The organism is Micromonospora sp. NPDC002717, assembly GCF_040295705.1.
Taxonomy (GTDB): Bacteria; Actinomycetota; Actinomycetes; order Mycobacteriales; family Micromonosporaceae; genus Micromonospora.
The window spans coordinates 1-25,526 of sequence record NZ_JBEOVW010000022.1 but is presented as its reverse complement, the minus strand read 5'-3'; the positions used below and the strand labels follow the sequence as shown (position 1 = coordinate 25,526).

The window sequence follows — 25,526 nt, the reverse complement described above, 5'->3', positions numbered from 1 at the left end:
GCAGAGTGTCAGTAATGACTGCCCCCACTTCAGCCGGAAGGCGGTCCGGGGAAAACACAGCGGCAACGCCGCAGGGCGGTCCGGACCGACCTTACGGCTACCATCCGTTGTTCTGCGTCCTGGACAACACCGGCGGTGGGGGTGGCGACCATCGAGCCGATCCGGGACGCGATCCGGGCCGCCATCGGCCAACCCGAAGGGTGAGTGCCGGCCCTGCGGGCCACCAGATCCGCCGCTACGACAGTACGACCGAGGTCGGTTGATCAACAGGCTTCACCGTCTCACGACCGTCACACCCTTGACGTAGTGGGCCTTCACCTTTTCCGGGGTGAGCGCGCGATCGTAGACGGCGACCTCGGACATCCAGCCACCGAAGCGGTTCGCCGCGTCATCCCCTCGTGCCCCGATCTTCAGCGAGGCAGCCCCGTCGGTCGGCACCCGGCTGATCGGCACGGACGCGCGCTCGGTGCCGTCGAGATAGACCTTGAGCGTCGAGCCATCGAAGACGGACACCAGGTGGTGCCAGCCCCACTGCAGCACGGGGGCACCGACCGGACCGGTGGTGGACAGGGAGTCCGAGAGGTTCATCGCCGCCGGCCGGTTCTTCGCACCCAGGCGCAGGAGGTATCCGTTACGGGCGGGCGAGTCGTACTTCTCCAGCACGCCCTGGTCGCCGCCCTCCCGGACGTAGACCCATGCCTCAAGGGCATAGGGGCCGGTCAGGCTCAGGCTTGCCGAGTCAGGTACCTCGATGTAGCCGCCCTCAAGGCTCATCGACCGGCTGTTCCCATCGGCCAGCGGCCCCGGCTGGCCCTGGACCACGGATCCCCGGACCACCCCGTTGTTGCCGTGCCCGGACCTGTCGAGCACTGTCGCCCCGCTGTCGTCGAGCCGCCAGTAACCGACGGCGCCGTCGGCCCGCACCAGGTCGGCGTAGGTCCCGGGAGCCGGCCTGGCCACCGTCACGGTCGTGGTGAACGCCCTCGGCTCCCCGCCATCCGGGCGGGCGGTCATGACAATCCGGTAGTCACCCGGCGCCGCATTCTCCGGGACCGAGACGCGCGTACGGACCTGCTGCCAAGCGAGCCCGCTCTTGGCGTTGCGGGTGAACAGGATCTGCTCGGACGATGGCGTCCATCCGTTCGGAAGGTCCACCGAGATCCGGCCCTGGACGACTGCGGTCCCGGACATCTCGACGAGCATCCCGAGATTAGTCGTCGCCCCCGGGGCGACCATGGTCGCCAGTTCGGTCGCAACGACCTGCGCCCGGGACAGTTGGCCCACCTTAACGCGCGACACCGTAGCTCGAACGGTCGTCGTCCCTGTGCCCGGTACCGTCACGGCGTCGCCCTCGACGGCGACTGCCGCGCCGTTGGCGGTTGCGGCCTCCAGCCGGTAGCCGGCCGGCAGTCGTAGGTGCAGCTTGACCTGCTGGAGCCCGGGGCGACCCGCCGCGGCGGGCGGGGGCGTCACCGTGGCTTCGATCGTGCCCCGGGCAACGGCCGAGGTGATGGAGTAGGTCACCGGGCCGAACAAGGTCGGCAGTTCGGTGACCCCGACCGTCTGGCCGTCGGACAGCCACGGCTTGGGCGTTGCCGGCGCGAGGTCGAGCTCGGTCGGCACACCCGCGGCGTCGAGGGTCTCGTTGACGAGCATCCCCCGCAGCGCCTTGAGGTACGTGGCGTTGTTCGGTGACAGGGGTGCCCGGAACTGAGAGCGGTAGTACTCCATCGGGCACGGCGCGACGGTTTCGCCCTCGCCCCCGATGAAGGTGTTGCGGGTGAAGCCCTGGGCGAGCATGCCGTAGAACGTCAGCCCGATCCGGTCGGCATCACCGATCTGGTCGAGATACTTGAGGTAGGACCAGCCGTACTGCTGGTCGACGCCGCTCGAACGGTAACCGTCCGCTGCGGGCCACGGGCCGGCAGGGCGGGTCTGGCACGCCTCGACCGGCTCACCGCTGAGATTGAACCGGGTGAGCCCGAGGAACGTGGCGCCGTGCTTGTTGAGGAAGGTCGTCAGCCCCTGCCCGACAGGGCTGTTGAGGTCGATCAAGCCGCTGCCCAGGGCGTACGGCATGATGAGGTTCCAGTAGCTGCCCTGCGGTGAGTTCGTGATCATCCCGGCCGGGTCGAAGTCGTTCGGCTCGAGCAGCGCAACGGGCACGAAGACCGAGCCGTCGGGCAATTGGGTCTTACTCCGGTCGATCGCGGCGAGGGTCGCGGCGCGTAGCCCGTCTGCCTGTACGGTGAAGGCGGCCGCGTCGTCGGGGTGGCCGATGAGACGCAGGACGACACCCATGTCGCGCAGGCCGCGCCACACGTCTGCCTGGTGGTGGATGCCGTGAGCCCGTGCGCTGTTGTCGGAATAGAGGCTCGTCTTGGCGAGCAGACCGTTGGGGTCGTTGCTCCGCTGGGCCGCGATGTCGTTGAGCCACGCCTTGAAGGTGGCCAGGTGGGCCGTGATGAGCCCGGAGTCCCCGGTCTGGAGGTGGTACCTCGCGGCCGCCTGGAGCTTGATGCCCCGCTCCCAGGTCGTGAACCCGTCAAGGTACTGCCCCCGGACGAGGAACTCGTCCATCGTCTGCCGGGTGCGCGGCGCGTAGCCGAAGTCGCCGAGCGACCCCACCGTGGCCACCACCTCGGGGATCCAGGCGAACTTCGGGTCGTCGGGCAGCTCGTAGCCGTTGCCGATCGTGAGGTTGTAGCCCATGACGAGGTTGGCCAGCAGCATGGACCGCATGGCGTCGGCGGCGTACTTCTCCGGAATCTGCACCCCACTCCCGGTGTCGAGCTGGCCCTTCCAGTAGGCGGTCATCTGTGCCCGCCTGGCGTCGTATCCGCTGCTGTCCATGACGACCGTCTCGAGCGCCTGGGGCTGGTTCATCATGAGCAGGTGGACCTCCGCCGGGCCCTTGCTGAGGTCGAGGGTGTAGGTCAGATCCGGTGCGCTCCACGCAGCCTGGCCGCTGTAGGCGAGCGCGAGCTTGTCGCCCACCTTGAGGTTGTTCTCGACAGCCACGGCCCCGGCGACGTACATGCCGTTCAGGTTGACGCGGAGCGTGGCCGACGTCTGGCCGGAGTTCCCCGGCCGGACGATGAAGCGGATCATGCTCATGAGCCGAGCGGAGCCGGAGAACCGGGTGACGTAGGACTCCCGTTCATAGGTCCGTCCCTGGCGGTCGGTGTAGCGGTTCTGCAGCACCGGCTGGTAACCATCGGCGAGCGTCGGCTCGTCAAGCCTGGTCTCGGACGAGCCGTAGAGTTCGGTCCCGTCGCCGACGTAGAACTTGACCCACTGCCGAGTCCGCCCGTCGGCGAAGTCCGAGTTGATCTGGCTGCCGTCGGTGAAGTGGAAGCTGAAGTCCCGCTGCGCGCTGAAGTTCTTGAGGTCCGGCATCGGGTATGTCAATGGAAGGTTGTTCCACCGGGTGTCATGCCAGAAGTCGTCGCCGTGGTTGGCCGGTACGAGAAGGTCCCGCATGTTTGCCATCGTCGGGCCGTCAGGCAGCGCCATGAGCTGCTCGCCCCACGTGTCGGCCCCTTGCCGCAGGGCCGCCTGCACGCGCTGGACGTATCCGTCGGGGAACGCCGGCTGGTCTGGACGACCGATTGGCCCGTCAGGCATGGCGTCCCCAGCTGACGGCCCGGACGCAGCCCGTGGTGAAGCCGGCGCCGCTGCGGTAACCGGCGCCAGGACGACTCCCCCGGCCGCGAGACAAGCCACCAGGAGTGCAGCCGTGCATGCCCATCGGTTCGTACTTCGTCTAGCAGCCATCAGCCCTGCTCCTCATCGAGTCGGTAACCGCGACGCGGGCTGGCGGGCGTGCACTCGGTGCCCATGACCACCCGCGCGTTCGGGCAGATGCGGCAGACGCTAATACTGGTATAGACCGGAGTCAAGATACGTCGCGCGATCCCCAACCCCTGCGCTACACCCGACAACGCCTGACGGGCAGCAACCGTGGAGAGCCCGTTGCGCGAAGACGCGCAACGGCGGGTTCGGCGAGCGGCCTGGAGAAACGGACCAGCGGCAACGCAGGCACCGCGCTCCAGGCCGACTCAACTAGGACTTCCCCCGATGAAACGTCTCCCCCGACGCCTGGAAGCCTCCGTCCGTGGCGGATCAGGGTTCGATCGGCCGGACCTGATCCCGGTACCGCTCATAGAGGCCGCGATTGTGCGCGTCGCCCTGAGCGAGGTTCGCGGATACGTGGACGGGCGGGTCGATGCCGCGGGCCAACAGCCGGCGGCAGACCAGTTCGGTGAGGAGCTGCGCGATGAGGACTCCGGTGAACGACGAGACCGCCCCGGTCCGAACTCCTGGGGTGATCTCCAGTGCCGCGTCTCCTGCGGGCGCGTGGTTGTCGATCACCACATCCGCCAGGTCAGCGAGATGCGGTCCCTGGGTGGAACGCGCACCGGCCGAGCGCGTGTGTGCCAGTGAGGTGACCGCCACGATCGGATGCGCTCGGTCGCGGGCCAGCGTCGCCATCTCGATGACGGCGGCGTTGATGCCGGAGTTTGAGACGATGAGGAAGGCGTCGTGCGCGGAGGGTGCGGCGAGGCGGTAGATCCGCTCGGCGAGACCGGACTCGCGCTCGTACGTCGGGTCGAGGATCGGCCCCGGGTCGGCGCCGCCGAACATCACGAGATCCTTGACCGCCAGCATGCTGACGGCGGCGAGCCCACCGGCACGCCCGGCGAGTTCGAGGGTGACGATCCGCGAGTGGCCGGTCCCGAACGCCTGTAGGACGCCGTCGGCGGCGATGGCGTCGGCGACGAGCCCGGCTGCGGCCTCGATGGCGTCGAGCTCCGTGGCCAGAACCTGTTCGAGTGCGTTCCGGGCGATGGTGGCATAGGCCGGCTCAGGCACTGATCCTCCTGGAATGTTCACGGTCGCCGACGGCTTCGACGGCGGCTTCGACGGCAGCCTCGACGACGATCTCGCCGCTGCCCGAGGTGACCGGACTGACATAGGTTTCGTAGCAGGGTTGCGTGTCGCGGGCGGGTAGGTAGCCGAGGTAGCCGTTCGCATAGCCGAGGACCACGATGTCCCCCACCCGGTCGGGCGCTGCCGAACGGATCGTCTCGCCCAGCTCCAGGAACAGCTCGCCGGGAACGGCCACGACCGTGATCCCGTCGAGGTCCGCCGCCTCCACGTCGATGACGTACGGTTCGGTGCGACGGCGGGCCGCCTGCTCCTCCGCGATCCGCCTCCCCTGTTGCAGGACCCAGCGGATGCGTTCGTCCTTGCCCACCGGCAGCGGCGTCTGCCGCAGGGCTACGTCGAGCTCCGCGGGCTGCTTGGGGGCGAGCGTGACGGTTCGCGAGATCGGCGGCCGTACCGGCGCCGGGGTGCCCCCGCCGGCATGCGGCGGCACCGGTAGGACCCGGTCGGCCAACCAGGCCCCGAGCCGATCCACCTCGTCGAGCCCCCGCCCCTGACGGGTTTGCCGGGTACTGATGTCGCCGGCGGCACCGGTGGCGACGACCACCCACCTGCCCGGTGCTGACAGCGCCCGGCGGATGCCGCCGTTCAGGTCCGCGCTCACATGGTTGTTGTCGGCGGGAAGGATGGTCGGGTGGACCGGAGAGATCACGACCAGCCCCACCACGTCGGCACCCGCGGTGACCGTGAGGGTGTCGACGGGAATGTCCAGCGGGCCCGCGTCGGCGACGTTACGGCGACCCGCCAGCCTGGGAACCAGTGTGCGGACACAGCCGAGTCTGGCGGCGCGCTCGGACTCCACGGCGGACCGTGCGGCCGCCAGCGATGCGGCTTCGAGCCGGTCGGCGAGGTGCCGTGGCGTGGCCTCGCCGCCGGGGCTGCAGCCCGCCTCGGGACTCGCGTGGGTGTGGGTGGCGGCGACCCAGCAGGACTGCACGCCGATGCCCCGCATGGCGCTGCGGATCCGCTCGACGACGTCGACGTTGACGCAGATCAGATCCGCGACCACCAGCGCGAACCGGTGGCCGTCGTCGGCGAACGTGACGGCATGGACCTCCAGCGGGTCGAGCACGTTCTGGACGCCGTCGGAGCGGTCGGCATAGCCACCCATGGGTTCTCCGGGCACGACCTCGAGACGCACCACCCCGTGTCCGACCCTCATGCGTCGCCGCCGGTTCCGTGGCTCGCCAGCAGGCGTGCGTAGGGGGCGACAGCGCTCAGCAACGCCGGCCCGCCGTCGAGCGGCTCCGCTCTGGGTGTGACCAGCGACAGCCCCCTGGCCTCGAGTTCGGCCGCCAGCGCCTGGTGGAGCGCGTTCCCCGGGGCCAGCAGCCGTCCGCTGAAGGACACCCGTCGGGCTGCCCCGCTGAGGCCGAGCCGGACGGCTGCCACCTGCGCCGTATCGGCGAGATCGGCCGCGGCCTGGGCGCAGATCCGCCCCGCCGCCGGGTCGGCCTGCGCGGCCGCCTCGAGCACGTCGCGGGCGAAGGCCGCGGTACGGGCGACCATGGCGGGGTCCCGGTAGTAACGCTGCAGCGACGCCAGGTCGATGCCGCCGAGCGCGGTGACGAGACGGTCGGCCATAGCCGTTGCCGGCCCGACCTGGTCGTGCGACGCGGTCGCGGCGCGCATTCCGGCCAGTCCGATGGCGTACGCGCTGCCCCGGTCACCGAGGTGGGGACCCCATCCGTCGAGCCGGGCGTGGTCGCCGTCCGCGTCCACGGCGAGCACTGTCGTCCCGGTCCCGACACACAACAGCACGCCGGGACCGCCGAGAGCGCCGGCGTGCGCGAGGATGCTGTCCTCCACGACCACGGCCCGGCCGCCGAACTGCCGCTCGAGGGCGAGCGCGAGACGCCGGCGTTCAGCGTGCTCCCCCGGTACGCCGGTCAAACCGGCTACCACGCCGGCCACCTGTGCGGGGAGGGTGATCGTCGCCGCGGCGCCACGAACGGCGGCCAGGATCCGTTCGACGCCATCCTCGTGCGGCTGGTAGGAGAAGCCCGGACCGACGCCGAGCCGACGGCCCGCCGGGGTACGCAGCAGCAGCCGAAGTTCCGACTTGCCGCCGTCGATGGTGATCGTCGTGGTCATCGCGACATCCCTGCGGTCAGTCCTGCAACAATCTGCTTGGTCGCGAGTGCGAACACCACGGCCAGCGGCACCAGGGCGATCACGAGTCCGGCGAACAGGGTGCCGCGGTCGGCGGCGAACTCGCCGAAGAACCGGGTCAGCCCGACCGGAATGGTGTATTTGTCGCCGCTGCGCAGCAGTACCAACGGGTAGAAGAAGTCGTTCCAGGTCGGCGCGAACTGGAAGACGGTTGCCACCGCGAGCGCCGGCCGCATCAGGGGCAGGACGACCGACACGAACAGCCGGCCCTCGTTCGCCCCGTCGATCCGCGCGGCCTCCTCCAGCTCACCGGGCAGTCCCCGCATGAAGCCCATGATCACGAAGACCGAGAACGGGATTCCGCTCGCCGCGTAGAGCAGCACCAGCCCGATCCGGCTGTCGATCAGACCCATCGACTGGAACATGTAGAACACCGGCAGCAGGCCGAGTTTCGCAGGAATCATCAACCCCGACAGGAAGAACGCCGCCAGCAGGGCGCGGCCCCGGAACTTCCACCTGGCCAGGGCGTAGGCGGTCATCGCCGACACGCTGACGCACAGTGCCACGGAAGCGCAGGTGACGGTGAGGGAGTTGACGAAGTACGTCGAGATCGACGCGGTCTGCCACGCGCGGGTGTAGTTGCTCAGGTCGAACGAGCTGGGCAGGCCGACCGGCGCGCGGAGGATCTCCGCGTTGGGCCGGAACGAGCCGATCAGCACCAGCAGCAGCGGGCCGAAGGCGATCGCGGCATACGTCCACAGGAGGAGCTGGCTGCCTGCGCCGTGCAGCAGCGAACGCTGGCGGATGCCGCGCGGACGTACGGTCCCGGCTCCGACCTTCGATGCCCGGCGGGGGGCGGCGCGAAGGGTGGTAGTGGTACTCATTCAGTGGACCTCCCGGCGGCGCAGCGCCCGCTCCAGGGCCAGGGAGACGCCGAAGATGAGCACGAAGATCAGCATGGCCAACGCCGACGACTCTCCGATCGCGTTGCTGCCGCCCTGGAAGGCGGTCCGGTAATAGAGCAGACCCAGCACGTCCATGGCGCCGCCGGGCCCGCCGTCGGAACCGCCCAGCGCGTAGACGAGGTCGAAGATGTTGAAGCATCCGATGAACGTCAACACGGTGATCACGCCGACCGCCGGCATCAGAAGTGGGAACCGGATGCTCCAGAACGTGCGGGTCGGTGACGCGCCGTCCACCGCGGCCGCCTCTTCCAACTCCTGGGGAATACCGGCCAGAGCGGCGCCGAAGATGAGCATCGGTCCGCCGATCCACTGCCAGGCGTTGACCAGGATCAGTACCGGCAGGGCGAGGTCCGGCTCGCCGAGCCACGGGCGCGCCCAGGCGTCCAGGCCGACCGCACTGAGCGCGAAGTTGATCGGGCCGAAGGTGGGGCTCAGCAACAGCGACCAGATGTACCCGACGATAAGCGGGCTGATCAGGTACGGGAGCGAGAAGAGCGTCTGGAACAGCCGCTTGCCCCGAGGGTTGCGGTGCAGGAGCACCGCCAGGCCGAGCCCGATGGTGTTCTGGATCGCCATGGTGCCGACGAAGAAGAGCACGTTGTGTCCGAGCGCGGCGGGGATCTCGTCGCTCAGCGGGTAGCGGGTGAGGATCTCCCGGTAGTTGCCGATCCCGACGAACTCCCCCTGGCGGGTGCCGTCCCAGCGGAACAGCCCGTAGTAGAAGGCGGTGACGAGCGGCACCACGAGGAACAGCCCGTAGAGCGCGAACGCCGGCAGGCAGAACGTCGTGATCCACCCTGCCGAGACCCGTCCCGCCCGGCGGCGTGACCGCCGGGCAGGACGGACCGTCAGTTCTTGGGCCGGAACCACTGATCGACCCCTCGTTGGATGTGTGCGGCCACGTCAGCGGCGTTGCCTCGGCCCAGGACGTAGTCGGAGAACGCCTCGGAGGCGAGGTCCCAGGCGGTGGGTGTGCCGCCGGAGAAGTACGCGTAGGTGACGTACGGGCTGGGGTTCGCCTGGTATGCCTTGAGTGCCTGCGCCAGGAGTTCGTCCTGCGGCTCGACACCCGGCACCGGGGAGATCTGCTGAAGCTCGTTCGACAACGCCTTGCCGAACTCCTCCGTCGCCATCCACCGCACGAGGTCCAGCGCCGCGTCCCGGTGGCGGGATTTCGCCGAGACACCGAACGACCCGTCGACGTAGCCGGGCACCAGCGTCTTGTCGACCGCCGCGCCGGGCGCCGGCGGCACGTTGAAGATGCCCATGTCGAGCTGGGGGTTGGCCTTCTTGAACCCGGCGAGCTCCCACACGCCACCCGGGAACATGGCGGCCCGGCCGGAGGTGAAGAGGGCCTGCGCGTCGCTGTAGTTCACCCCGGACGCCTGCGCCGGCCAGTACTTCTGGGTGCCCTTCCAGGTCTCTAGCGACTTCACCCAGGGCGCGTCGGTGAACTTCGCCGAGCCGTTGAGCATCTTGGTGAGGTAGTCGGGGCCGCCGTACGTGGTGGCTCCGAAGATCTCCTGCTCGATCGGCAGCATCCACTTGTCGGTGACGGTGTTCGCCAGCGGGGTGACGCTGGCCTTGCTGAGCTTGTCGAAGCCCGCGATCATGTCCGCCCAGGTGGTGGGGGCGGCGATGCCGTTGTCGGCGAAGATCTTCTTGTTGTAGATGACGTGCAGCGTCTGGATCGCGAACGGAACGCCGTAGACGCGCCCGTCCTTCTCGCCCTTCGCGCCGTCGAGGATCGGCTTCGGGAATCCGCTCAGCTTGTCGACCTGGTCGTCGAGGGGCACCAGGCTGCCGGAGCCGACCAGCGGCTGGAGCAGTCCGTAGGAGCGCAGCTGCGCGACGTCGGGGCCGTTGGCATCGGTGAGGCCGGTCTTGAGGATCGTGTCGTACTCGGTGTTCTTGTAGGGGACGTACTCCACGGTCACGCCCGGGTGGGCCTTCTCGTAGATCTGGAAGATCTTCTTGTACGCCGCGACGTCCTCCTGCCGCCAGCCCCAGACCTTCAGGTTGACGGCGTCGCCACCGCCATCCCCGCTGTCGCCCGGCGCGCAGGCGGCAAGGGTGACGGCGAGTGTCGCCACCACCCCCATCACACCGAATCTTCTGGGCATCTCGTCTCCGATCGTCATGGCCGCCATCCTCGAGACCTGCGGACGCGCCGAGCGTAATACCGGTATAGACCGGAGGTCAACGGGTTGCATCGATGTCGGCGGCGGGGCGGAAACTGCCCGTAGGATGGCTCCAACTACGGGGAGAGGGGATCGGGTCCGTGCCAAGGAGGCGACACGAGCCGAGCGAGGGGGCGCTTGAATCGTTGCCGGCGGAGCACAACCGCGGCAAGGGTGAGCACATCAGAGACGTGCTCACCGCCATGGTCCTGAGCTCGCGGGACGGCGCGCTACTTCCCTCGGAGCGGGTCCTCGCCGAACGGTTCGGCGTCGCCCGGATGACCGTCCGGGGCTCCATCGACGCGCTGGAGTCGAAGAGAATGGTCCGGCGGGTGCCCGGGCGCGGGACCTTCGTGCAGCACCCCACGCTGACCCACTCGGAGATCTTCCGCTCGTTCAGCGAGGACATGCGGATGCGCGGCATGGCACCGGGCGCCAAGTCGTACCGCGCCCGTACCCGCCCGGCCACCCGCGCCGTCGCCGCCAGCCTCGACATCGCCCCGGGCGAGCCGACCCACTACATCGAGCGGATCCGTACCGCGGACGGCATCCCGATGGCGCTGGAGCGGACCAACCTCGCCGCGACGCGGTTCCCCAACCTGCTGGCGGTGATGGGGCGCGATGACTCGCTGTACGAGGTGCTGGGCCGCGTCTTCGGGGTGCGGCTGGAATCGGCGCGGCAGACGGTCACCATCGCCCGGCTGACCGACGCCGAGGCGAAGCGGCTCGAAGTCGCGGAGGACAGCCCGGCGTTCCTGATCGAGCGCATCTCGGTGGACAACATGGGAAAGGTCGTGGAGTTCGGCCGGTCGCTCTACCGCGGGGATCGTTACGCCATCCAGATGCACGTCAGCCCCCCGTCGTCGGAGGGCTGACGCACATCGGCGGAGGCCGGTCAGCCGAGTCCGGTGAGGTGGTGCGCCTCGAGTTCGGCCGCTGTCAGGGCCCGGTCGTAGATCGCCGCCTCGTCGAGGTCGCCCTGGAGCCGCTGGTTCGCGTCGTCCCCGCGGCCACCGAGCTTGACGCTCGCCGTACCGCTGCCCGGCGACACCGACGTCGCGGCGCTGTTGTCCACCACCCCGTCGAGGTACACGGTCAGTCGTGACCCGTCGAAGACGGCGGCGACGTGGTGCCACGTGTTCGGTGTCAGCCGGGTACGGCCGGTCACCAGGCCGTACCCCTTCCCGGCAGCGCCCAGCGACCACGCCTGCAGGACGCCGTCTGTCACCCTCAGCGCATATCCGTTGACCGCCGGCCCGGTGTAACTCTCGATGATCGCCTGCCCCGGCGCCGGGGCGAGCGTGTCGAGCTTCACCCACGCCTCCAGGGTGAACGCGCCCTGGAGGTCGGTTCGCGGGCTTCGCGGCGCCTCGATGTACCCGGCGGAGAGGTCCGCCGCCCGGTCACCGGTGATCGCGCCCTCGGCCCCCGGGTGGGCACCGGCCAGGTAGGCGCCGTTCTGCCGGCTGGCGGAGCCGTCCACGGCGGTGCTGGAGTCGGTCGCGTCGCCGAGCCGCCAGTAGCCGGCCGGGTCTGCCCCGGTCACGAGGTTCGGGTAGCTCTGCTCCCCGACCAGGATCGGCAGCGACACGTTCACCGGTGGCGCGCCGTCCTCGGCGAAGGACACCGTCACCTGGTGGCGTCCCGTCTCGGCATCGGCCGGGACGGTCACCTCCACCGGTACGCTCGCGACGACGGTTCGGCCCCCCGGCTGGGCACGGAACACCTGCTTCGCCGGGTCGATGGTCCAGCCGGCCGGGCCGGTGGCGCTCACCTGGCCACTGATCCGGTGATCCGCGAACACCTCGAAGGCGACCTGGAATCGCTTCGTCTTACCGGGCGCGATGAGCGATCCCGGCGGATCGACCGAGACGGCGCCGCTGAACACGTCGGAGTAGTGCGGGACGATCTCGTAGATGTGCGGGGCCACGCTGCCCGATGTCCACCGGATCCGTACCGCACTGGCCGCGAGGTCCGCGGCCGGCACCTTGGTGAACCCGTCAGCGAGCGGTCCGAGATCCACCCAGGCGCCGTCGACCAGCGCCTGGATCATGCCGTCGGCGGGAGCGGTCGCGTCCTGCACCACGGTCACCGCCGACAGCCGGTGCGGCTTGGTGATCGGCACCGTGATCGCGTCGCCGTCCTGCGGTGTGCCGGCGGCGACATACGCCGTGTCGTCGCGCCGGTCGGTCAGGTTGCCCAGCGCCGACCCCTGGGCGGCAGCCGGTAGGCCCGTCGGAGCCCCAAGGTCGCCGTACCAGCGGTCACCGATGTAGCCGTCGCTCTGCGAGGCCGCGAAGCTGAGCAGGTCGTCGACCGGACCGGGACTGATCTGGTGCCACGTCCTGTCGAGGATGCCGCGGGCACGCGCCTGATCCCGTCGTGCCAGCCAGGCGGCTTCGCCGTCGCCCCGGTCCTGGGCCCGGAGGATGGCCACGGCCGCCCGGCCTGCCTGGCCGGTCGTTCCGACGCGGTCCAGCCAGGGTCCGATCTGCTTGAGCAGCGCGGGGTTGTCGAGCTGTGCCCGGAGCGCGGCGGGCAGTTCCGCCAGGCGGCGCATCTCACGATCGAGTTGCTCGAGTTCGTCGCCCACCGGCCGGCCCGCCGAGTACTCGGCGATGAGCCGGTTGATGAGTGCGGCGAACCGCGGCCGGGCGGTGTTGTCGAGGACGCTGGCCCGGTTGTTCTCCGCGAACAGCCGCAGTTCCTGGTAGGCGTCGCCGCCGACGATCTGCAGCGTGCGCGTCCAGGAGCGCTCCGGGTCGTAGGCCCCGGGGTTCCAGGCGTAGTCGGCCTGCGTGCCGAGTGAGATCAGCGAGGCCTCCTGGTGCTGGACGAGTTCGTTGAACGAGATGCCGATGACGTCGTCCGCCATGCCGGCGTCGCGCTTCACCAGTGGGCCCAACAGCAGCCGGTTGGGGCTGTAGTCGTTGACCGGGTAGTTGTCCCAGAGCATGATCCGGTGCCGCGGCCAGGCGGCCTGCGCGGCCCGGAGGTCGTCCCGGGTGATGCTCGGCGAGACCACTTCCGGCCCGGTCCAGTAGAGGTCGACGTCGGCGCTCACCAACTCGTCGAACCGGTTCTTGTACGGCGTGCGGGTCATGCCCCAGTACTCGGTCGGCACGGTCACCAGGCGGGTGGCGCCGGGGTGCTTCTCGATGAACTCGCGTTGGACCAGGTTGGTGACCCCGGCCTGGGCGGCGGCGAGCGGCGACGAATCGTTCCGGTAGGCGTCCCGGTCCTCCTGGCACGCGAAGTTACCGGACACGTCGTCCCAGGCGATGACGTAACTGCGGACCCCGATCTCCCACAACTGCGCGAAGCGGGCCAGCAGCTTGGCCCGATCGGACTCGCGCACGTGGCAGATCCCCTGACCCGGGGCCAAGGGCGCCTCCGGCGAGACCCGGTACACGAAATCGACATGACGCGACCGCGCCAGGTCCACGATCTCCTTCAGCCGGCCCAGTTCCGCCGCGTCGTACGGAGAGTCCCACTCCGACCCGGTACGCAGATCGTCCGCAGGCCCGTAGAAGAACTGGTTCATCTTGTGCCGAGCCAGGAACTCGATCTGCGAACGCCGGTCCTCCTGCGACCACACCGGTCCGTAGAACGACTCCATGCCGCCACGAATTCGGTAACCCGGCCAGTCGCGCACCGCCACACCGTCGACCGTTACCCGGGAGCCTTCCGGCACGAGCAGCTGACGCAGTGACTGAACGGCGTAGAAGGTGCCGGCGCCGTCCAGACCCGCGAGGACGATCCGCGGTCGCCCGAGACGATCGTGGCCGGCCGCCAGAACGTACCCCTCACCGGGCAGCCCCGCTGGCCCCTCGACCCCGAGGGCACTCAGCACCGCGGTGCTCGCCGACGTCTCGCCCGGCCCGCCGAGGAGGATCAACGGGCGCGACGTCGACATGTCCGCGGTTCGGACGACCCTGGCCGTGACACCGTGCGCCCCGAGCAGATCCACGAGCGATTCCTCGGCCGCCGAATCCACGGACGCGCCCGCGACGACATCGACATCGCCGGGCAGGACGACGGAGCCCGGACGCGGCGCTACCTGCTGCGGCACCGGGAGAATGCGCGCCACATCCACCCGATCAGGAGCCTGGGCCTCGCCCCGGGCAGGAGGAGGGTTCACCAGTCCAATGGCGAGCCCGACCAGTCCGGCGAATATTCCGGCACGGCGAAAGCCACGAAACGAACGCGACAGAAACATCACACCTCCACTCCTTCAACTTGGCTGGCGCCTGGTATCGGCATGAATCCCGGCATGGCACACACCGAGCGGAACGCCGCGAAGGCTGAGGCCCGAGGTCCGCCGCGCCGCATCCTCGACTCCCAACAGATCAGCTGGCCACACCGGTCTATACCAGTAACAAGAATCCATGCCACGCCTGACCACGTCAACCCTGCCGGCGAACGCAGACGCGGGCGGCCGGCCATCAACCACCGCGCGCAGCACTCAGGGGAACCAGCTCGTGACCCGGCACAACACCGAACCACCCGCTGGGGAGGTCGGCCGGGATGGGCGTGCGCCCGCTTGGCGTGGCCTCCGGTCGTCGCGGCGGCGGTAGCTGTCAGGAGGGCGTCACCTCGAAGACGCCCCGGGCACCGCGTTCCGCGTCGACCATGGCGTGGCTGACGAACGGGTAGTGTCCGGGCTCGGGAAAGACCGTCTCGACGAAGCCGCCGGCGGCCGGAGTCAGCGAGAGCACCTGAGCCCCACCGGGGTCGGCCGGCCGGCCCTCCCACCGCCCCTCCCGGTAGACGGTGTCGAACTGGGCGCCGACGACGTGGAACGAACTGTCCCGGTTGGGGCCGGCATCGAGCAGCCAGACCCGGACGCGCTCGCCGGCCCGCGCGGGTAGCGGCCGGTGGGCGTACTGGGCGACGTAGCCGTTGAAGACGACGGCATCGGGCCGCTCCGCCTGCATCTTCGCCAGGTCGCCGGGCTCGCCGTCGCCGCCGAGGTACAGCTCGGACTGGACGAGGACGAATTCGCGGTCGACCCTGGGCGGGTCGATGATCACCGCGATCGGGCGCATCACCTCGTCCGGGCGACCGCACCGGCGTGGAAGTCGATCCCGTGGTCGACCGTGCCGTCGTTGATCAGGGTGATCTCGAAGGTGTCGCCGACCTTGCCGCGCAGCACCGGCCCGGGGACCATGCCGTCGAACGTCCAGAGCGCCCTGTACCCCGCCGCGGCGGCACTCGCCGAGGGGAAGCTGCTCGTCGACGGCATGCTCGGTGAGCACAAGGCGATCGTCGGGCTCGTCTCCGAGCTGGCCGGCCTCACCCGCGCGGTGCCCGCGGCGGCGGCCGCTCGCGCCCTCGCCGCGCTGTTCGCGGTGCACCTCGACAAGGAAAACCGCCTGGTCGTACCGCTACTGGTCGGAGCCGCCGACGTCTCGCTCGCGGGGTTGCTCGCCGGCATGCACGATCTGCTGGTCGAGGCGACGCCGGCCGCCGGGGGCGGGTGCGGCGGCGGCTCCTGTGGTTGCGGCGGGGACGCCCCGGCCGGCGTGGGCGAGGCGCCGGTGCTGAGCATCGACCCCCGGCTGGACGTCCGGGACCTCCCGCACGGACAGCGGCACGCCACCGTGCTCGCCGCCCTGGACCGGCTGGGGGCGGGTGACGCGCTGATCCTGGTCGCGCCGCACGCGCCCAGGCCGCTGGTCGCCGAGATCGATCAGCGCTACGGCGGCGCGGTGGCGACCGAGTGGCTGCAGGACGGCCCGCAGGTGTGGCAGATCCGGCTGAGCCGGACGCTCGCACCCCGCTGACCGGAACGACGACGGATCGCGGGACGCCGGGCGGTGTGACCACCGCCCCGGCGCCGGCGGGTCTTTCGGCCTGGCTGGCCACGCCGCACCGGGTGGACGATCGAACCGCGCCTGGAGAGGGAGAAGGACAATGTGCAACTACTGCGGCTGCCGCGACTTCCCGCTGATCGGCCGGCTGTCGGCCGAGCACGACGAGATCGCCAACGCGGCCGGCGAGCTTCGTCGGGCAATCCTCGCCGGGACCGACGACCGGCTGGCCGCCCTGGACGCCCTGCTCTCCCTGCTGCTCCCGCACACCGCGACCGAGGAGACCGGCCTCTTCGTCGAACTGCGCGAGGAGGGCAGCCTGGCCGAGGCCGTCGACAAGCTCTGCGCCGAACACGACGACATCCACGGCGTGCTCGGTGCGGTGGATCGGACGGCCCCGGACTGGCCCGCCGTGCTCGCCGCCCTGGACCGGCTGCACCGGCACATCGACAACGAGGAGCACGGGCTCTTCCCGGCCGCCGTGATCGCCCTTCCCATTCCGGCGTGGGACCGGATCACCACCATGGCGGAGGCCGATCCGGCCAGGTCGTAGGTACGGGTGCGCCGCGAGCCCGTCCCGCCCCCTTCTGGCGTTCGACCCGTTTCGCGGCAGAGGTGACGGACAGCGTTGCTCGGGTGCCCCGCCCGTGGCGGTGCGGCGGCGCGGGCCGCCGGCACCACGCACACCCTCGTCGAGGGGTGGGTCGGCGCGATCTTCGGCGTGGAACTCATCGACTGCTACGTATGCTGACCGCCCACCTTCGACACCGTCAGCTACGCCGTACGACGCAGTGTGGTGGCAGGTTAAGTTTTGCTTATCGCGTTGCCGGTCAACGACGGATGCTCGGTACCTTGCCCGAATGCGACACATCAAGACCGTAATCGCCGCGCTCGTCGTGGGTCCGCTGGCCTGGGTCCTGCTCGCCGCTGGACAAGGCCGGTCCCTGCGGGTGTTCGGGGATGCGCAGGAAAGTGGTGAGGCCCTGGCCCCTGACGCTCTGCTGAAGCCGTTGCTGGTGCTTGCGGCTGCTGGCCTTCTGCTCGGACTCACCGCCACCGTACGGATCTCCCCGCTCGGCTCGGTGCTGACCGGACTGGCGTACACGGTCAGCTACGTGGGCCTGTTGTTCAGCCCAGCACGGCTGCTGGACCTGCTCGGTCACAAGCTGAGCGTGGCGGGCTACCAGATCGACCTGCTCACCCCCGTACGGACCGGGACGACGCTGCTGCTGGGCTCGCTGCTCCTGGTCGGGGTCGCCAGTGTCCAGCGGTGGCGGCGCTGGCCGCAGCCGGACGCCGATGAGCCGACGGCCGTTGTCCCCGACACGCTCATTCCGCTGGCATCGGAACGGGACCGCCCGCTCGGCGCGGATGGACTCCGCCCGCTCGGTGCCGACGGGCTCGGGTCGACGAAGCAGGCTGAGGACCCGACGAAGCCGGGTAAGGCCGACGAACCGGAGCCGGTGATGGTCGGCGGTTCACCCTGGACCGATTCGCTGCACGGCGATTCCGCGAACATGCCCTGGCAGTCGGGCTTTCCGGCTGTTCACCGGCGACCTCGTCGCTGACTTCGAGGCCACCCTCGGTCTGCTTCCGGACCAGCTCCGGTACCGCCGCTCACCCGAACCCGTTCGACGCCGACGAGGCGGCGGAGCCGGTTGCCGCTGCTGCTCGGGTGGGCGGCGCCGGGGTCGCGCTGATCCTGGTCCGCGGCCCACGGTGGCCGCACCGCCGTCGGGCGGCACCGTCCAACACGCCCGCCACGACCGTCGCGGCGGCGGGATCCGGCTGGTGGTGGCAGGGGCGGGCGGCGGCAACCTGGAACTCGTCCTCGCCCAGCTCGACCCGGCCGAGCTCAACCGGTTCTGCGCCGAGCTGACGGCGCACGTCAACGACCTGCGGGCCTCGATCGACGCGGAGCCTCAGCGGCGCGGTCGCCCTTGCCCCTGCACCACCGACGGCGGCCCGGCGACCCTGACGTTGCGCAACACGGTCAGGAGCACGTCGTGGATACCCGCGCACTCCAGCACATCCCCGCTCGACCGCGAGGTCTCACGCCGCCACCGGCTGCCGACCGGACCGGCGGGCGAAGCCGCTCATCCGCACCGCGGTGAACACCGCTGCGGCCAGCGCCACGTCCGACAGCAGCATCAGCCCGATCGAGTACGAGCCCTGTGCGCCGTACACCCAGCCCATGACGAGGGGCGGCACGAATCCACCGAGGCCGCCCGCCGCGCCGACCAGCCCGGTGACCGCGCCGACCTGCTCGGGCGGGGCGACCTTGCCGACCAGCGCGAAGACGGCTCCGCTGGCGGCACCGAGCAGGCTCGCCATGCCGAGGAGGGCCACCGTGGCAACCGGCATCAGCGGCGGTTCGAAGGCCTGGACGACGGCCAGGGCGGCCACCAGGGCGAAGCACCACACCAGCACCGGCACGGGGTGCAGACGGTCGGACAGCCAGCCGCCGACGGGGCGGGCGGCCACGGCCAGCACCACGAAGCCGGCGGTGCGCAGCGCCCCGTCGGCGGCGCTCAGTTCGTACGTGGTGCCCAGGTAGGCGGGTAGGTAGACGCTGAAGGCGACGAAGCCGCCGAGGCCGACCGCGTACAGGAAGCACAGCTGCCAGGTCACGGTGAGCCGCCCGACGTCGGCCAGTCGCCGCCAGGGGGAGCCGGTGGGCCATCGCCGGCGTGTTGATGAAGCTGGCCGCCATGCGCTCGTACATGCGCGCCCGCACCCTCGACGGCACCGTCGCCTAGGACCTGTTGGACCGCATCGGGATAACCGCCGGCCAGGTCGAGTCGATGTACCGGCTGCTGGCGATCGCCAAGTACGACGAGCGGTACGTCATCCGGACCGCTTACCGCGCCGACGCCGCCGCCCTCGATGCGCAGGCCGGCTGCTCACTCGACTGCGAGGGCGGGCCCGGTATGGGGGGCGAGGCGCCGGTCGCAGCGGCCGTGGAGCGCTTCCACCTCGTCGACGGCGAGGACGACGTGCACGTCGGCCGGCGCGGGCTGGTCACCCGGCGCCGCGACGGGCGGGCCGGGCTGTCCATCAACCCGCTGTGGGGCCGGTCGTGACCGCCTCCGCCATCGGCACCGTCCCGGTGACCGCGGCCAACCGGATCCGGCTGTTCCAGCTCACGTCCGTGTTGCTCGGTTACCCGGACGCCGACCTGCTCGGCGCCGGGGACGAGCTGCGTGGCGCAGCCGCGCGGATCGAGCACCCGCGGCTGCGCGGCCAGGTCGAGGAGTTCCTCACCTGGCTGCTGGGCACCGCGCCGATCGACGTGCAGCGGCACTACGTGCAGACCTTCGACCTGCGCCGCCGTTCCGGCCTGTACCTGACGTACTACCTGCACGGCGACACCCGCAAGCGGGGGATGGCGCTGCTCATCCTCCAGCAGCGCTACCGCGCCCACGGGCTGCGGCTGACCGGCGGCGAGCTGCCCGACCTGCTGCCGGTCGTGCTCGAGTTCGCCGCGACCGTCGGCCCCGGTGCGGGGGAAGCCCCGCTGCGCCAGCACCGGCGCGGTATCGAACTGCTGCGCGCCGCGCTGGCCGAGCTCCGCACGCCCTACCACCTGCTCCTCGACGCGATCACCAGCGCCCTGCCCGCGCTGACCGACGCCGACCGGGACGCCATCGCGGCGCTCGCCCTCGACGGCCCGCCCGTCGAGTCCGTCGGCCTGGACGCCCTCGGCCCCGACGAGCTCACCGGCGTCGGCCTCGCCCCCTACCCCACCTGCCGCCGTCGGAGGCGCCGCGATGAACACCGTCATCTGGATCGTCCTGCCCTACCTGTGCCTGTCGGTGTTCGTCGCCGGCCACGTGTGGCGGTGGCGACACGACCAGTTCGGGTGGACCACCCACACCAGCCAGCTGCTGGAGAACCGGATCCTGCGCCTGGGATCGCCGCTGTTCCACCTCGGCGCGTTCGGCGTCATCGGCGGGCACGCCATGGGGCTGCTGGTGCCGGCCTCCGTCACCGAGGCCGTCGGCATCCCCGAGCACGCCTACCACCTGACCGCCGTCTGGGGCGGCACCATCACCGGCCTCATGCTCGTTGCCGGACTGGTCCTGCTCATCGCCCGGCGCTTCGTCAACGGGCGGATCCGGCGTAAGACCACCCCCATGGACAAGGTGCTCTATGCCGCGCTGGCGGCCATGGTCACGCTCGGCATGACCGCCACGGTCGCCACCAACCTGCTCGGGAGCGGGTACGACTACCGGGAGACGATCGCTGTCTGGTTCCGCAGCGTCTTCTGGTTCGCGCCGCGTAGCGACCTCATGGTCGGCGCGCCGCTGGTCTACCAGTTGCACGCCATCGGCGGTTTCCTGTTCCTGGCGCTGTGGCCGTTCACCCGGCTCGTTCACGTCTGGTCTGCGCCGCTGGCCTACCTGTGGCGCCCGTACGTCGTCTACCGCGCGCGCCGCGGCCCCGTCCCGGCCGCTCCCGCCTCGCCGGCCGCGGTGCGCGAGGCGACCGCCCGCCGGCCCGGGTCACCGGTTCGGTGAGGGCAGGAACGCCCCGCGTCACAACTCGGGTGGGGATTGAGAACTCACGGACGGCGGAGGAGACGTGGTCGACTACCTGCCCACCATCTACAAGCAGTTCCTCGAACGCTTCCCGGAGGTCGCCGAGGCGCACGGGGTGCTCGCTCGCCTCGTACGTGAGCGCAGCCCTTCGACGAGCGGACCGACCGGCTGATCCGACTTGCCATGGCGATCGGAGCCGAGGCCGAGGGGGCGGTGCGCTCCAACGTTCGCAAAGCCGTCGAGCACGGAGCAACGCTCGACGAGGTGCGCGCCGTCGCCCTCGGGGCCATCACCACGTGCGGCTTCCCCACCGCGATCGCCGCCCTCGGCTGGATCGAGGAAGTGGCGGTGGCCGAGAAACTCCCCGACGGCGGCGCAGCCGCGTCGTAGCCCGGCAACCGGAGCCGGCGGCGAAGCCGCCGACGCGCCAGAGTTCGTCCCCGCCGAGGGCGCGGGCCCGTCAGGCGGGGTGGGCGCGTCGCGACGGCGGACACCCGGACGCCGGCCGCACCACGCTCAGGAGCCGGCGCCCGGTTCGCCGCCGAGGCGCAGCAGACCGGCCGAGGTGGACGTGAATCCGCATCCTTGCAGGTAGAACTTCTCCAGGTGGGGTTCGAAGTCGACGTGCAGCCAGTGGCAGCCGGCCGCCGTGGCGTCCGCCGCCGCGGCCTCGACCAGCCGCCGGCCGATCCCCTGGTGCTGCCAGGGCGGATCCACTGCGGTATCCAGGAGGAACGCGTGGGCTCCCCCGTCCCAGCACACCTGCACGAATCCCACCAGGCGTCCGGCGTCGAACGCGCCCACCCAACTCAGAGCGTGTCGTTGCAGGCGCTCGCGCCACGGTGTCAACTGCTCGCCGCCGCCAAAGGCGCGCGCGTGCAGCGCGCTGAGCTCGCCGTCGTCAACCGTGAAGCGCGACACCAACTCGATGGACATACCGCCACAATAGAGACGCCCCTCATCACGACCGTAGGTCGCCCCGTTCCGCCCAGTGTGTCAAGTTCCTGGATCAGGGCCGCGTTCTCGTCCCGACCTGCCCCGATGCCGGGGCGTGGGCCGAGCGAACACGAGGCCGCCTACCTCCCATGGCTGCCCGGGGTGTTCCCAGGGCCGGTGCAGGTCGCCGGCCGCGGTGCTGGCATGCGCGCAGGAAGGTGCTCATCGAGATCTTCGGCCAACCGATCCCCTCCTCTGTCCATCCTGCCCCCGTTCTATTGCGACTACAGACCTGGAGCATCGTTCGGCGAGCGCATGTTCATCAATCAGGGATGCTTCTTCCTCGACTACGGGGGCATCACGATCGGTGACCGCGTCCTGATCGGTCCCCCGAGTGACTCTGAGCACGGCTGGACACCCCGTCGAGATCGACGAACGGTACGACTTCATCACGCACGCGCCCATCCTCATCGAGGATGATGTGTGGATCGGTGCCGCAGCCACGGGCACCCCCGGAGTAACAATCGGTCGCGGCTCGGTCGTCGGCGTGGGCGCCGTTGTCGCGAAGGACGTGCCGCCGCTGAGTGTGGTGACGGCAACAAGTGTTGTCGAGCGAGAGCGTTTGAGGCCGGCATCTACTGCAACCTTCTGAGGCCTGCGGCTCCACCGGCGCACGTCGGCACGTGCGAATACCAGCGACCGACCCCAGCGTCACGTTCGGTGACGAACGCTTCGCGGCAAATGAGGACGCCTCATCATGCATGTCGGACGAGGGCTTCCGGAGGCTTGTCGGCGTTGCCTTCGTATCAGTGACCGTGAAGTTGGCGCGCGTACGCGGCGACGTCGAGGGGTCGGCTCCAGTCGCCGGTCGTCGCCCATTCGGTCCAGAACGCGGGCCAGCCGTGCGGGATGGCCGGCGGGTGGTGGGGATCGCGGTCCGGACCGAGGAGCAATTCGCCGAGTCTTTGCAGGTCCGCGACGCTGAGTCTGGCATTGCGCGTGCCGTAGAAGGGGTCATAGTCCTCCTGCTCCTGTGGCCAGCTGTCCCGGAACTCCGCGGTGGCCCGCACCCAATGCTGCATTACCCGCCGCAATAGGGCGTAGCCGCACAGGTCGACGGCGGGCGCCGGATCAGGGAAGCGGAACGCCCCGGCGCACCGGCGCTCCTGCTCCTGATACCGGTCCTGCCAGAACTCCAGGGTCCAGCCCGGCCAGCACTCGGCGAACCGGTCGGCTAGGCCCAGCACCGGATCGACCGACCAGACTCCGGCACGGCGAGCGGCGGGATCCAGATGCAGGCCGCCGCGCGGTACCTCCGGCCACGTCGACGGCTGCGGGAGGCCGGTCAGTTGGTCGAGCAGGTCAGGTCCGACCTGCCACGGTGGCACCGCCCAGCCGCTCAGACCGTATCCGGCATCGCCGACCGTGACGAGGTATCGAAGGTCCGGCGGCTCTTGGGCATCGGGATGTCCCCACTGGAACAGATCGGTGTTGTCCCATGGCTTACGTCGCAGGACCGCCCTGTCCAGGTCGAGTGCGTCGGTTATGTCGGCGATGCCGTTGTATGCCCAGCGGATCGTCCAGCCCGGCCAGGTACGGCGATACCCGTCCAGATCAGCGAGCCGCTGGTCGTAGTCGGCGTCCAGGAAGAACAGCAGGTCCTGGCCGTCCAGGTCGATCAGGGCGCCCGCCTCACACGAGGACTCGATCTGCCACTCGTCCCGGTCCCATACGGCGAAGGACTCGATGACCGCCAGCGCGGGAGCTGGACCGAGCGCAAGCCACGCGTCGAGGCTGTAGCCCATGCCGTTACTGCCGCAGTGCGTCCATTCGCCGTTCAGTCTGACGGCCACGTTCGCCCGGGAGCCCATGCGTGGGATCGTAGAACCCCGCCGTTTGCGCTCCGCCCGCCCCCGGCCTGATGCCTGTCCTCAGTAGTGGGCGAGGATCTGCGCAACGAATGGCCAAGAAGACCAGCCACTACGGCGAGTTCCTCGGCGTCGAGCTCGTATGTCGCCCGGGTCGGGTTCATGGCACTGACCTCGAACCTTGCGAAGCCGATCGGCTCCTCGTAGCGCAGGCTGTCGAGCTCGACCACGGCACGACAGCAGGGCACCGTCACGTCCAGGTGGTCGAAGCGCAGGCCGCCGTTCTTCCTGACCAGGTCGCCGAGCCAGGCCAAGCTGATGTCTTCCTCACAGCGTGAGCAGGTGATCCGGGTGGTGTACTCGCCGGCGTCGATCAGGGTCACCCGGTCGTAAAACCTGGCGGGACTGGGCCGTGGCCCGCAACGCCGCCCGCTCGAGGGGCAGAGTTTCACACGCCGCGTCGCGCGCTCACCGGGGACGTACCGTCGAAGGGTGGACGTGCTGCTGCGCGGCGGGCCGGGTGACGGCCAGGTGCTGCCCGGCGGCGGGGAAACCGTCGTATGGCGGGCCTGCCTGTACGAGATCACGACCGAGTACAGCGAGCGGCACGGCCGCGACCTGCGGGTCTACCGGCACCGCCCCGACTGCTGCGAGCCGTACGGCCGAGGCGCCGAGGACCGCTGCGAGTGACCGACCCCCGCTGGTTGGAGGATCTGGGCGGCTGGCCTTCAGGACGCCTGGCGGATGGGCATGTCGGCCAGCCAGACGTCGGCCAGGTCGCCGAGGGGGACGCCGAGGGCCTGACTGAGGCAGACCACGGTGCCGAACGCCGGCGCGGGAAGGCGGCCCGCCTCGATCTTGCGCAGCGTCTCGGGGGAGATGCCGGCCGCCAGGGCCACCTCGACGAGGCTGCGGCCGGCACGCGCGGCCCGGAGGGCGGTTCCGAGGCGCTGGCCCGCTGCGATCTGTTCGGCGGTGAGTGGTTGGCGAACCATGCCAGCAGGATATCCCGCCGGAGTGCCCCGACCTGACGTGGTATAAAAATGCCGGTATAAAAATACCGCACCCGGAGGGGGAGGCTGTCGTGATCGAACTCAAGTCCGCCGAGGAGATCGGCCGGATGGCGGTGGCCGGCCAGTTCGTCGGCGAACTGCTCGCCGAGCTGAGCGATGTCGCCGCAGTCGGCGTCAACCTGATGGACCTCGAACACCACGCCCGCCGCCGGATCTCCGAACGCGGCGCCGAATCCTGCTACTGGGACTACGCCCCTTCGTTCGGCCGCGGCCCGTTCCGCAACGTGCTGTGCCTGTCGGTCAACGACGCGGTGCTGCACGGCCTGCCGCACGACTATGTGTTGCGGGACGGTGACCTGCTCAGCATCGACATGGCGGCCAGCATCGACGGCTGGGTCGCCGACTCCGCGCTCTCCGTCGTCGTCGGCACCCCCGACCCGGCCGACCTGAAGCTGATCGAAGCCACCGAGGTCGCACTGGAGGCCGGCATCACCGCCGCCCAGCCCGGCGGTCGCCTCGGCGACATCTCCGCCGCTATCGGCCAGGTCGCCCGCTCCTACGGCTACGGCGTCAACGCCGAGTTCGGCGGCCACGGCATCGGCCGCACCATGCACGAGGCCCCGCACGTCTCCAACGACGGCCGCGCCCGTCGCGGCGTGAAACTCGCCCCCGGTCTCACCATCGCCATCGAGCCCTGGTTCTGCCGCTCCACCGACAAGATCAAGTTCGACAACGACGGCTGGACGATCCGCTCCGCCGACGGCTCCCGCACCGCCCACTCCGAACACACCGTCGCCATCACGGCTTCCGGCCCCCAAGTCCTGACCCGCCGCCCCACTCACGGCGCCACCTCGGCCGACCCCACCAAGAAGCCCGCCACAGCCTCCTGACCCACGGCCCGCCCTAGCTTGATCTTTAACCTGTTTGGCTTGGGCGTGGGGACTGTACAAATAACGGCTGATCGACCGATCAAGGGAGAGACGCCAGATGACGACCGAGATCACCTCGGGGCAGGAACCGGCCGCAGGGTCGGTGAGTGCGGTCACGGATGAGCAGTTGATCGCGATGCTGGTCGATCGGGCTCGTGGTGACGGGCTGAAGCTGACCGGCGAGGGCGGGCTGCTGCAGCAGCTCACGAAGCGGGTCCT

At 70.1% G+C, this 25,526-nt stretch carries 23 protein-coding genes and 4 pseudogenes; 12 read left to right on the top strand and 15 right to left on the bottom strand.

All coding sequences use genetic code 11. From position 1 onward, the window contains the following. Positions 1 to 273: 273 nt before the first annotated feature. The 7 genes from ABT006_RS26325 to ABT006_RS26295 form a co-directional block, all read right to left on the bottom strand. A complete protein-coding gene (locus ABT006_RS26325) occupies positions 274 to 3,483 on the bottom strand; it encodes a LamG-like jellyroll fold domain-containing protein (protein WP_350710598.1) in 3,210 nt (1,069 codons plus the stop codon). A gap of 642 nt (positions 3,484 to 4,125) precedes the next feature. Beyond that, positions 4,126 to 4,875: a sugar isomerase domain-containing protein gene (locus ABT006_RS26320; protein ID WP_350710596.1), complete on the bottom strand. Its 750-nt coding sequence runs from the start codon at positions 4,873 to 4,875 to the stop codon at positions 4,126 to 4,128. Beyond that, positions 4,868 to 6,061, bottom strand: a complete 1,194-nt coding sequence (locus ABT006_RS26315; protein WP_350710594.1) for a hypothetical protein — start codon at positions 6,059 to 6,061, stop codon at positions 4,868 to 4,870. Before ABT006_RS26315 ends, ABT006_RS26320 begins: the two co-directional genes overlap by 8 nt. A 47-nt stretch (positions 6,062 to 6,108) precedes the next feature. Next, positions 6,109 to 7,044 (bottom strand): N-acetylglucosamine kinase, encoded by a 936-nt coding sequence (locus ABT006_RS26310; protein WP_350710592.1) that lies wholly within the window; start codon positions 7,042 to 7,044, stop codon positions 6,109 to 6,111. Continuing rightward, a complete protein-coding gene (locus ABT006_RS26305) occupies positions 7,041 to 7,946 on the bottom strand; it encodes a carbohydrate ABC transporter permease (protein ID WP_350710590.1) in 906 nt (301 codons plus the stop codon). Before ABT006_RS26305 ends, ABT006_RS26310 begins: the two co-directional genes overlap by 4 nt. Continuing rightward, a complete protein-coding gene (locus tag ABT006_RS26300) occupies positions 7,947 to 8,897 on the bottom strand; it encodes a carbohydrate ABC transporter permease (RefSeq protein ID WP_350710588.1) in 951 nt (316 codons plus the stop codon). Then, positions 8,876 to 10,168, bottom strand: coding sequence for an ABC transporter substrate-binding protein (locus tag ABT006_RS26295; RefSeq protein WP_350710586.1), 1,293 nt, complete (start codon positions 10,166 to 10,168; stop codon positions 8,876 to 8,878). The genes ABT006_RS26300 and ABT006_RS26295 overlap by 22 nt, the downstream gene beginning before the upstream one ends. A gap of 140 nt (positions 10,169 to 10,308) precedes the next feature. Here ABT006_RS26295 and ABT006_RS26290 point away from each other — a divergent pair, with 140 nt between their 5' ends. After that, the gene (locus ABT006_RS26290; RefSeq protein WP_350710584.1) at positions 10,309 to 11,082 is read left to right on the top strand and encodes a GntR family transcriptional regulator; all 774 of its coding nucleotides are present in this window, start codon (positions 10,309 to 10,311) and stop codon (positions 11,080 to 11,082) included. A 20-nt stretch (positions 11,083 to 11,102) separates the two neighbouring features. Here the strand turns inward: ABT006_RS26290 and ABT006_RS26285 are convergent, their stop codons facing one another. The 3 genes from ABT006_RS26285 to ABT006_RS26275 all read right to left on the bottom strand — a co-directional run bounded on the left by ABT006_RS26285 (position 11,103) and on the right by ABT006_RS26275 (position 15,377). After that, positions 11,103 to 14,426: a beta-N-acetylglucosaminidase domain-containing protein gene (locus tag ABT006_RS26285; protein WP_350710582.1), complete on the bottom strand. Its 3,324-nt coding sequence runs from the start codon at positions 14,424 to 14,426 to the stop codon at positions 11,103 to 11,105. 361 nt (positions 14,427 to 14,787) lie between these two features. Then, a complete protein-coding gene (locus ABT006_RS26280; RefSeq protein WP_350710581.1) occupies positions 14,788 to 15,255 on the bottom strand; it encodes a cupredoxin domain-containing protein in 468 nt (155 codons plus the stop codon). Next, complete coding sequence (locus tag ABT006_RS26275; protein WP_350710579.1) at positions 15,255 to 15,377, bottom strand: cupredoxin domain-containing protein; 123 nt, start codon at positions 15,375 to 15,377, stop codon at positions 15,255 to 15,257. Before ABT006_RS26275 ends, ABT006_RS26280 begins: the two co-directional genes overlap by 1 nt. Here ABT006_RS26275 and ABT006_RS26270 point away from each other — a divergent pair. From ABT006_RS26270 to ABT006_RS26255, 4 genes are all read left to right on the top strand, one after another. Continuing rightward, positions 15,376 to 15,993 (top strand): DUF2249 domain-containing protein, encoded by a 618-nt coding sequence (locus ABT006_RS26270; protein WP_350710577.1) that lies wholly within the window; start codon positions 15,376 to 15,378, stop codon positions 15,991 to 15,993. The genes ABT006_RS26275 and ABT006_RS26270 overlap by 2 nt on opposite strands. Positions 15,994 to 16,123: 130 nt before the next feature. Continuing rightward, complete coding sequence (locus ABT006_RS26265) at positions 16,124 to 16,573, top strand: hemerythrin domain-containing protein (RefSeq protein WP_350710575.1); 450 nt, start codon at positions 16,124 to 16,126, stop codon at positions 16,571 to 16,573. Between the two features lie 75 nt (positions 16,574 to 16,648). Beyond that, on the top strand, positions 16,649 to 16,771 hold the full coding sequence (locus ABT006_RS26260; RefSeq protein WP_350710573.1) for a hypothetical protein: 123 nt from the start codon (positions 16,649 to 16,651) through the stop codon (positions 16,769 to 16,771). A gap of 109 nt (positions 16,772 to 16,880) precedes the next feature. Continuing rightward, positions 16,881 to 17,588: a hypothetical protein gene (locus ABT006_RS26255; protein WP_350710572.1), complete on the top strand. Its 708-nt coding sequence runs from the start codon at positions 16,881 to 16,883 to the stop codon at positions 17,586 to 17,588. A gap of 484 nt (positions 17,589 to 18,072) precedes the next feature. On the opposite strand, the pseudogene ABT006_RS26250 reads toward ABT006_RS26255, so the two are convergent. Next, positions 18,073 to 18,699 (bottom strand): annotated as a pseudogene (locus ABT006_RS26250) (MFS transporter); the annotation flags it as partial. Here ABT006_RS26250 and narY point away from each other — a divergent pair. From narY to ABT006_RS26230, 4 genes and pseudogenes are all read left to right on the top strand, one after another. Beyond that, a pseudogene (gene narY, locus ABT006_RS26245) lies at positions 18,699 to 19,103 on the top strand (nitrate reductase subunit beta); the annotation flags it as partial. The pseudogenes ABT006_RS26250 and narY overlap by 1 nt on opposite strands. A 26-nt stretch (positions 19,104 to 19,129) precedes the next feature. Beyond that, positions 19,130 to 19,794, top strand: a pseudogene (gene narJ, locus ABT006_RS26240) (nitrate reductase molybdenum cofactor assembly chaperone). Continuing rightward, the gene (gene narI / locus ABT006_RS26235) at positions 19,791 to 20,540 is read left to right on the top strand and encodes a respiratory nitrate reductase subunit gamma (protein WP_350710570.1); all 750 of its coding nucleotides are present in this window, start codon (positions 19,791 to 19,793) and stop codon (positions 20,538 to 20,540) included. The pseudogene narJ and the gene narI overlap by 4 nt, the downstream one beginning before the upstream one ends. A gap of 64 nt (positions 20,541 to 20,604) precedes the next feature. Next, a pseudogene (locus tag ABT006_RS26230) lies at positions 20,605 to 20,951 on the top strand (carboxymuconolactone decarboxylase family protein). Positions 20,952 to 21,077: 126 nt separating this feature from the next. On the opposite strand, the gene ABT006_RS26225 reads toward ABT006_RS26230, so the two are convergent. After that, complete coding sequence (locus ABT006_RS26225; RefSeq protein WP_350710568.1) at positions 21,078 to 21,497, bottom strand: GNAT family N-acetyltransferase; 420 nt, start codon at positions 21,495 to 21,497, stop codon at positions 21,078 to 21,080. A gap of 394 nt (positions 21,498 to 21,891) precedes the next feature. Between ABT006_RS26225 and ABT006_RS26220 the strand changes: the two genes are divergently transcribed. Continuing rightward, a complete protein-coding gene (locus ABT006_RS26220; protein ID WP_350710566.1) occupies positions 21,892 to 22,149 on the top strand; it encodes a DapH/DapD/GlmU-related protein in 258 nt (85 codons plus the stop codon). Between the two features lie 154 nt (positions 22,150 to 22,303). On the opposite strand, the gene ABT006_RS26215 is transcribed toward ABT006_RS26220, so the two are convergent. Further along, entirely contained in the window at positions 22,304 to 23,368 is a 1,065-nt protein-coding gene (locus tag ABT006_RS26215) for a hypothetical protein (protein ID WP_350710564.1), read from the bottom strand. Continuing rightward, positions 23,335 to 23,748: a hypothetical protein gene (locus ABT006_RS26210; protein WP_350710562.1), complete on the bottom strand. Its 414-nt coding sequence runs from the start codon at positions 23,746 to 23,748 to the stop codon at positions 23,335 to 23,337. The genes ABT006_RS26215 and ABT006_RS26210 overlap by 34 nt, the downstream gene beginning before the upstream one ends. A 109-nt stretch (positions 23,749 to 23,857) precedes the next feature. On the opposite strand from ABT006_RS26210, the gene ABT006_RS26205 reads away from it, so the two are divergent. Continuing rightward, positions 23,858 to 24,055 (top strand): hypothetical protein, encoded by a 198-nt coding sequence (locus tag ABT006_RS26205; protein WP_350710560.1) that lies wholly within the window; start codon positions 23,858 to 23,860, stop codon positions 24,053 to 24,055. 38 nt (positions 24,056 to 24,093) lie between these two features. On the opposite strand, the gene ABT006_RS26200 is transcribed toward ABT006_RS26205, so the two are convergent. After that, a complete protein-coding gene (locus tag ABT006_RS26200; RefSeq protein WP_350710558.1) occupies positions 24,094 to 24,360 on the bottom strand; it encodes a helix-turn-helix domain-containing protein in 267 nt (88 codons plus the stop codon). A gap of 89 nt (positions 24,361 to 24,449) precedes the next feature. Here ABT006_RS26200 and map point away from each other — a divergent pair, with 89 nt between their 5' ends. Beyond that, the gene (gene map / locus ABT006_RS26195; RefSeq protein WP_350710556.1) at positions 24,450 to 25,268 is read left to right on the top strand and encodes a type I methionyl aminopeptidase; all 819 of its coding nucleotides are present in this window, start codon (positions 24,450 to 24,452) and stop codon (positions 25,266 to 25,268) included. Positions 25,269 to 25,526: the final 258 nt, after the last annotated feature.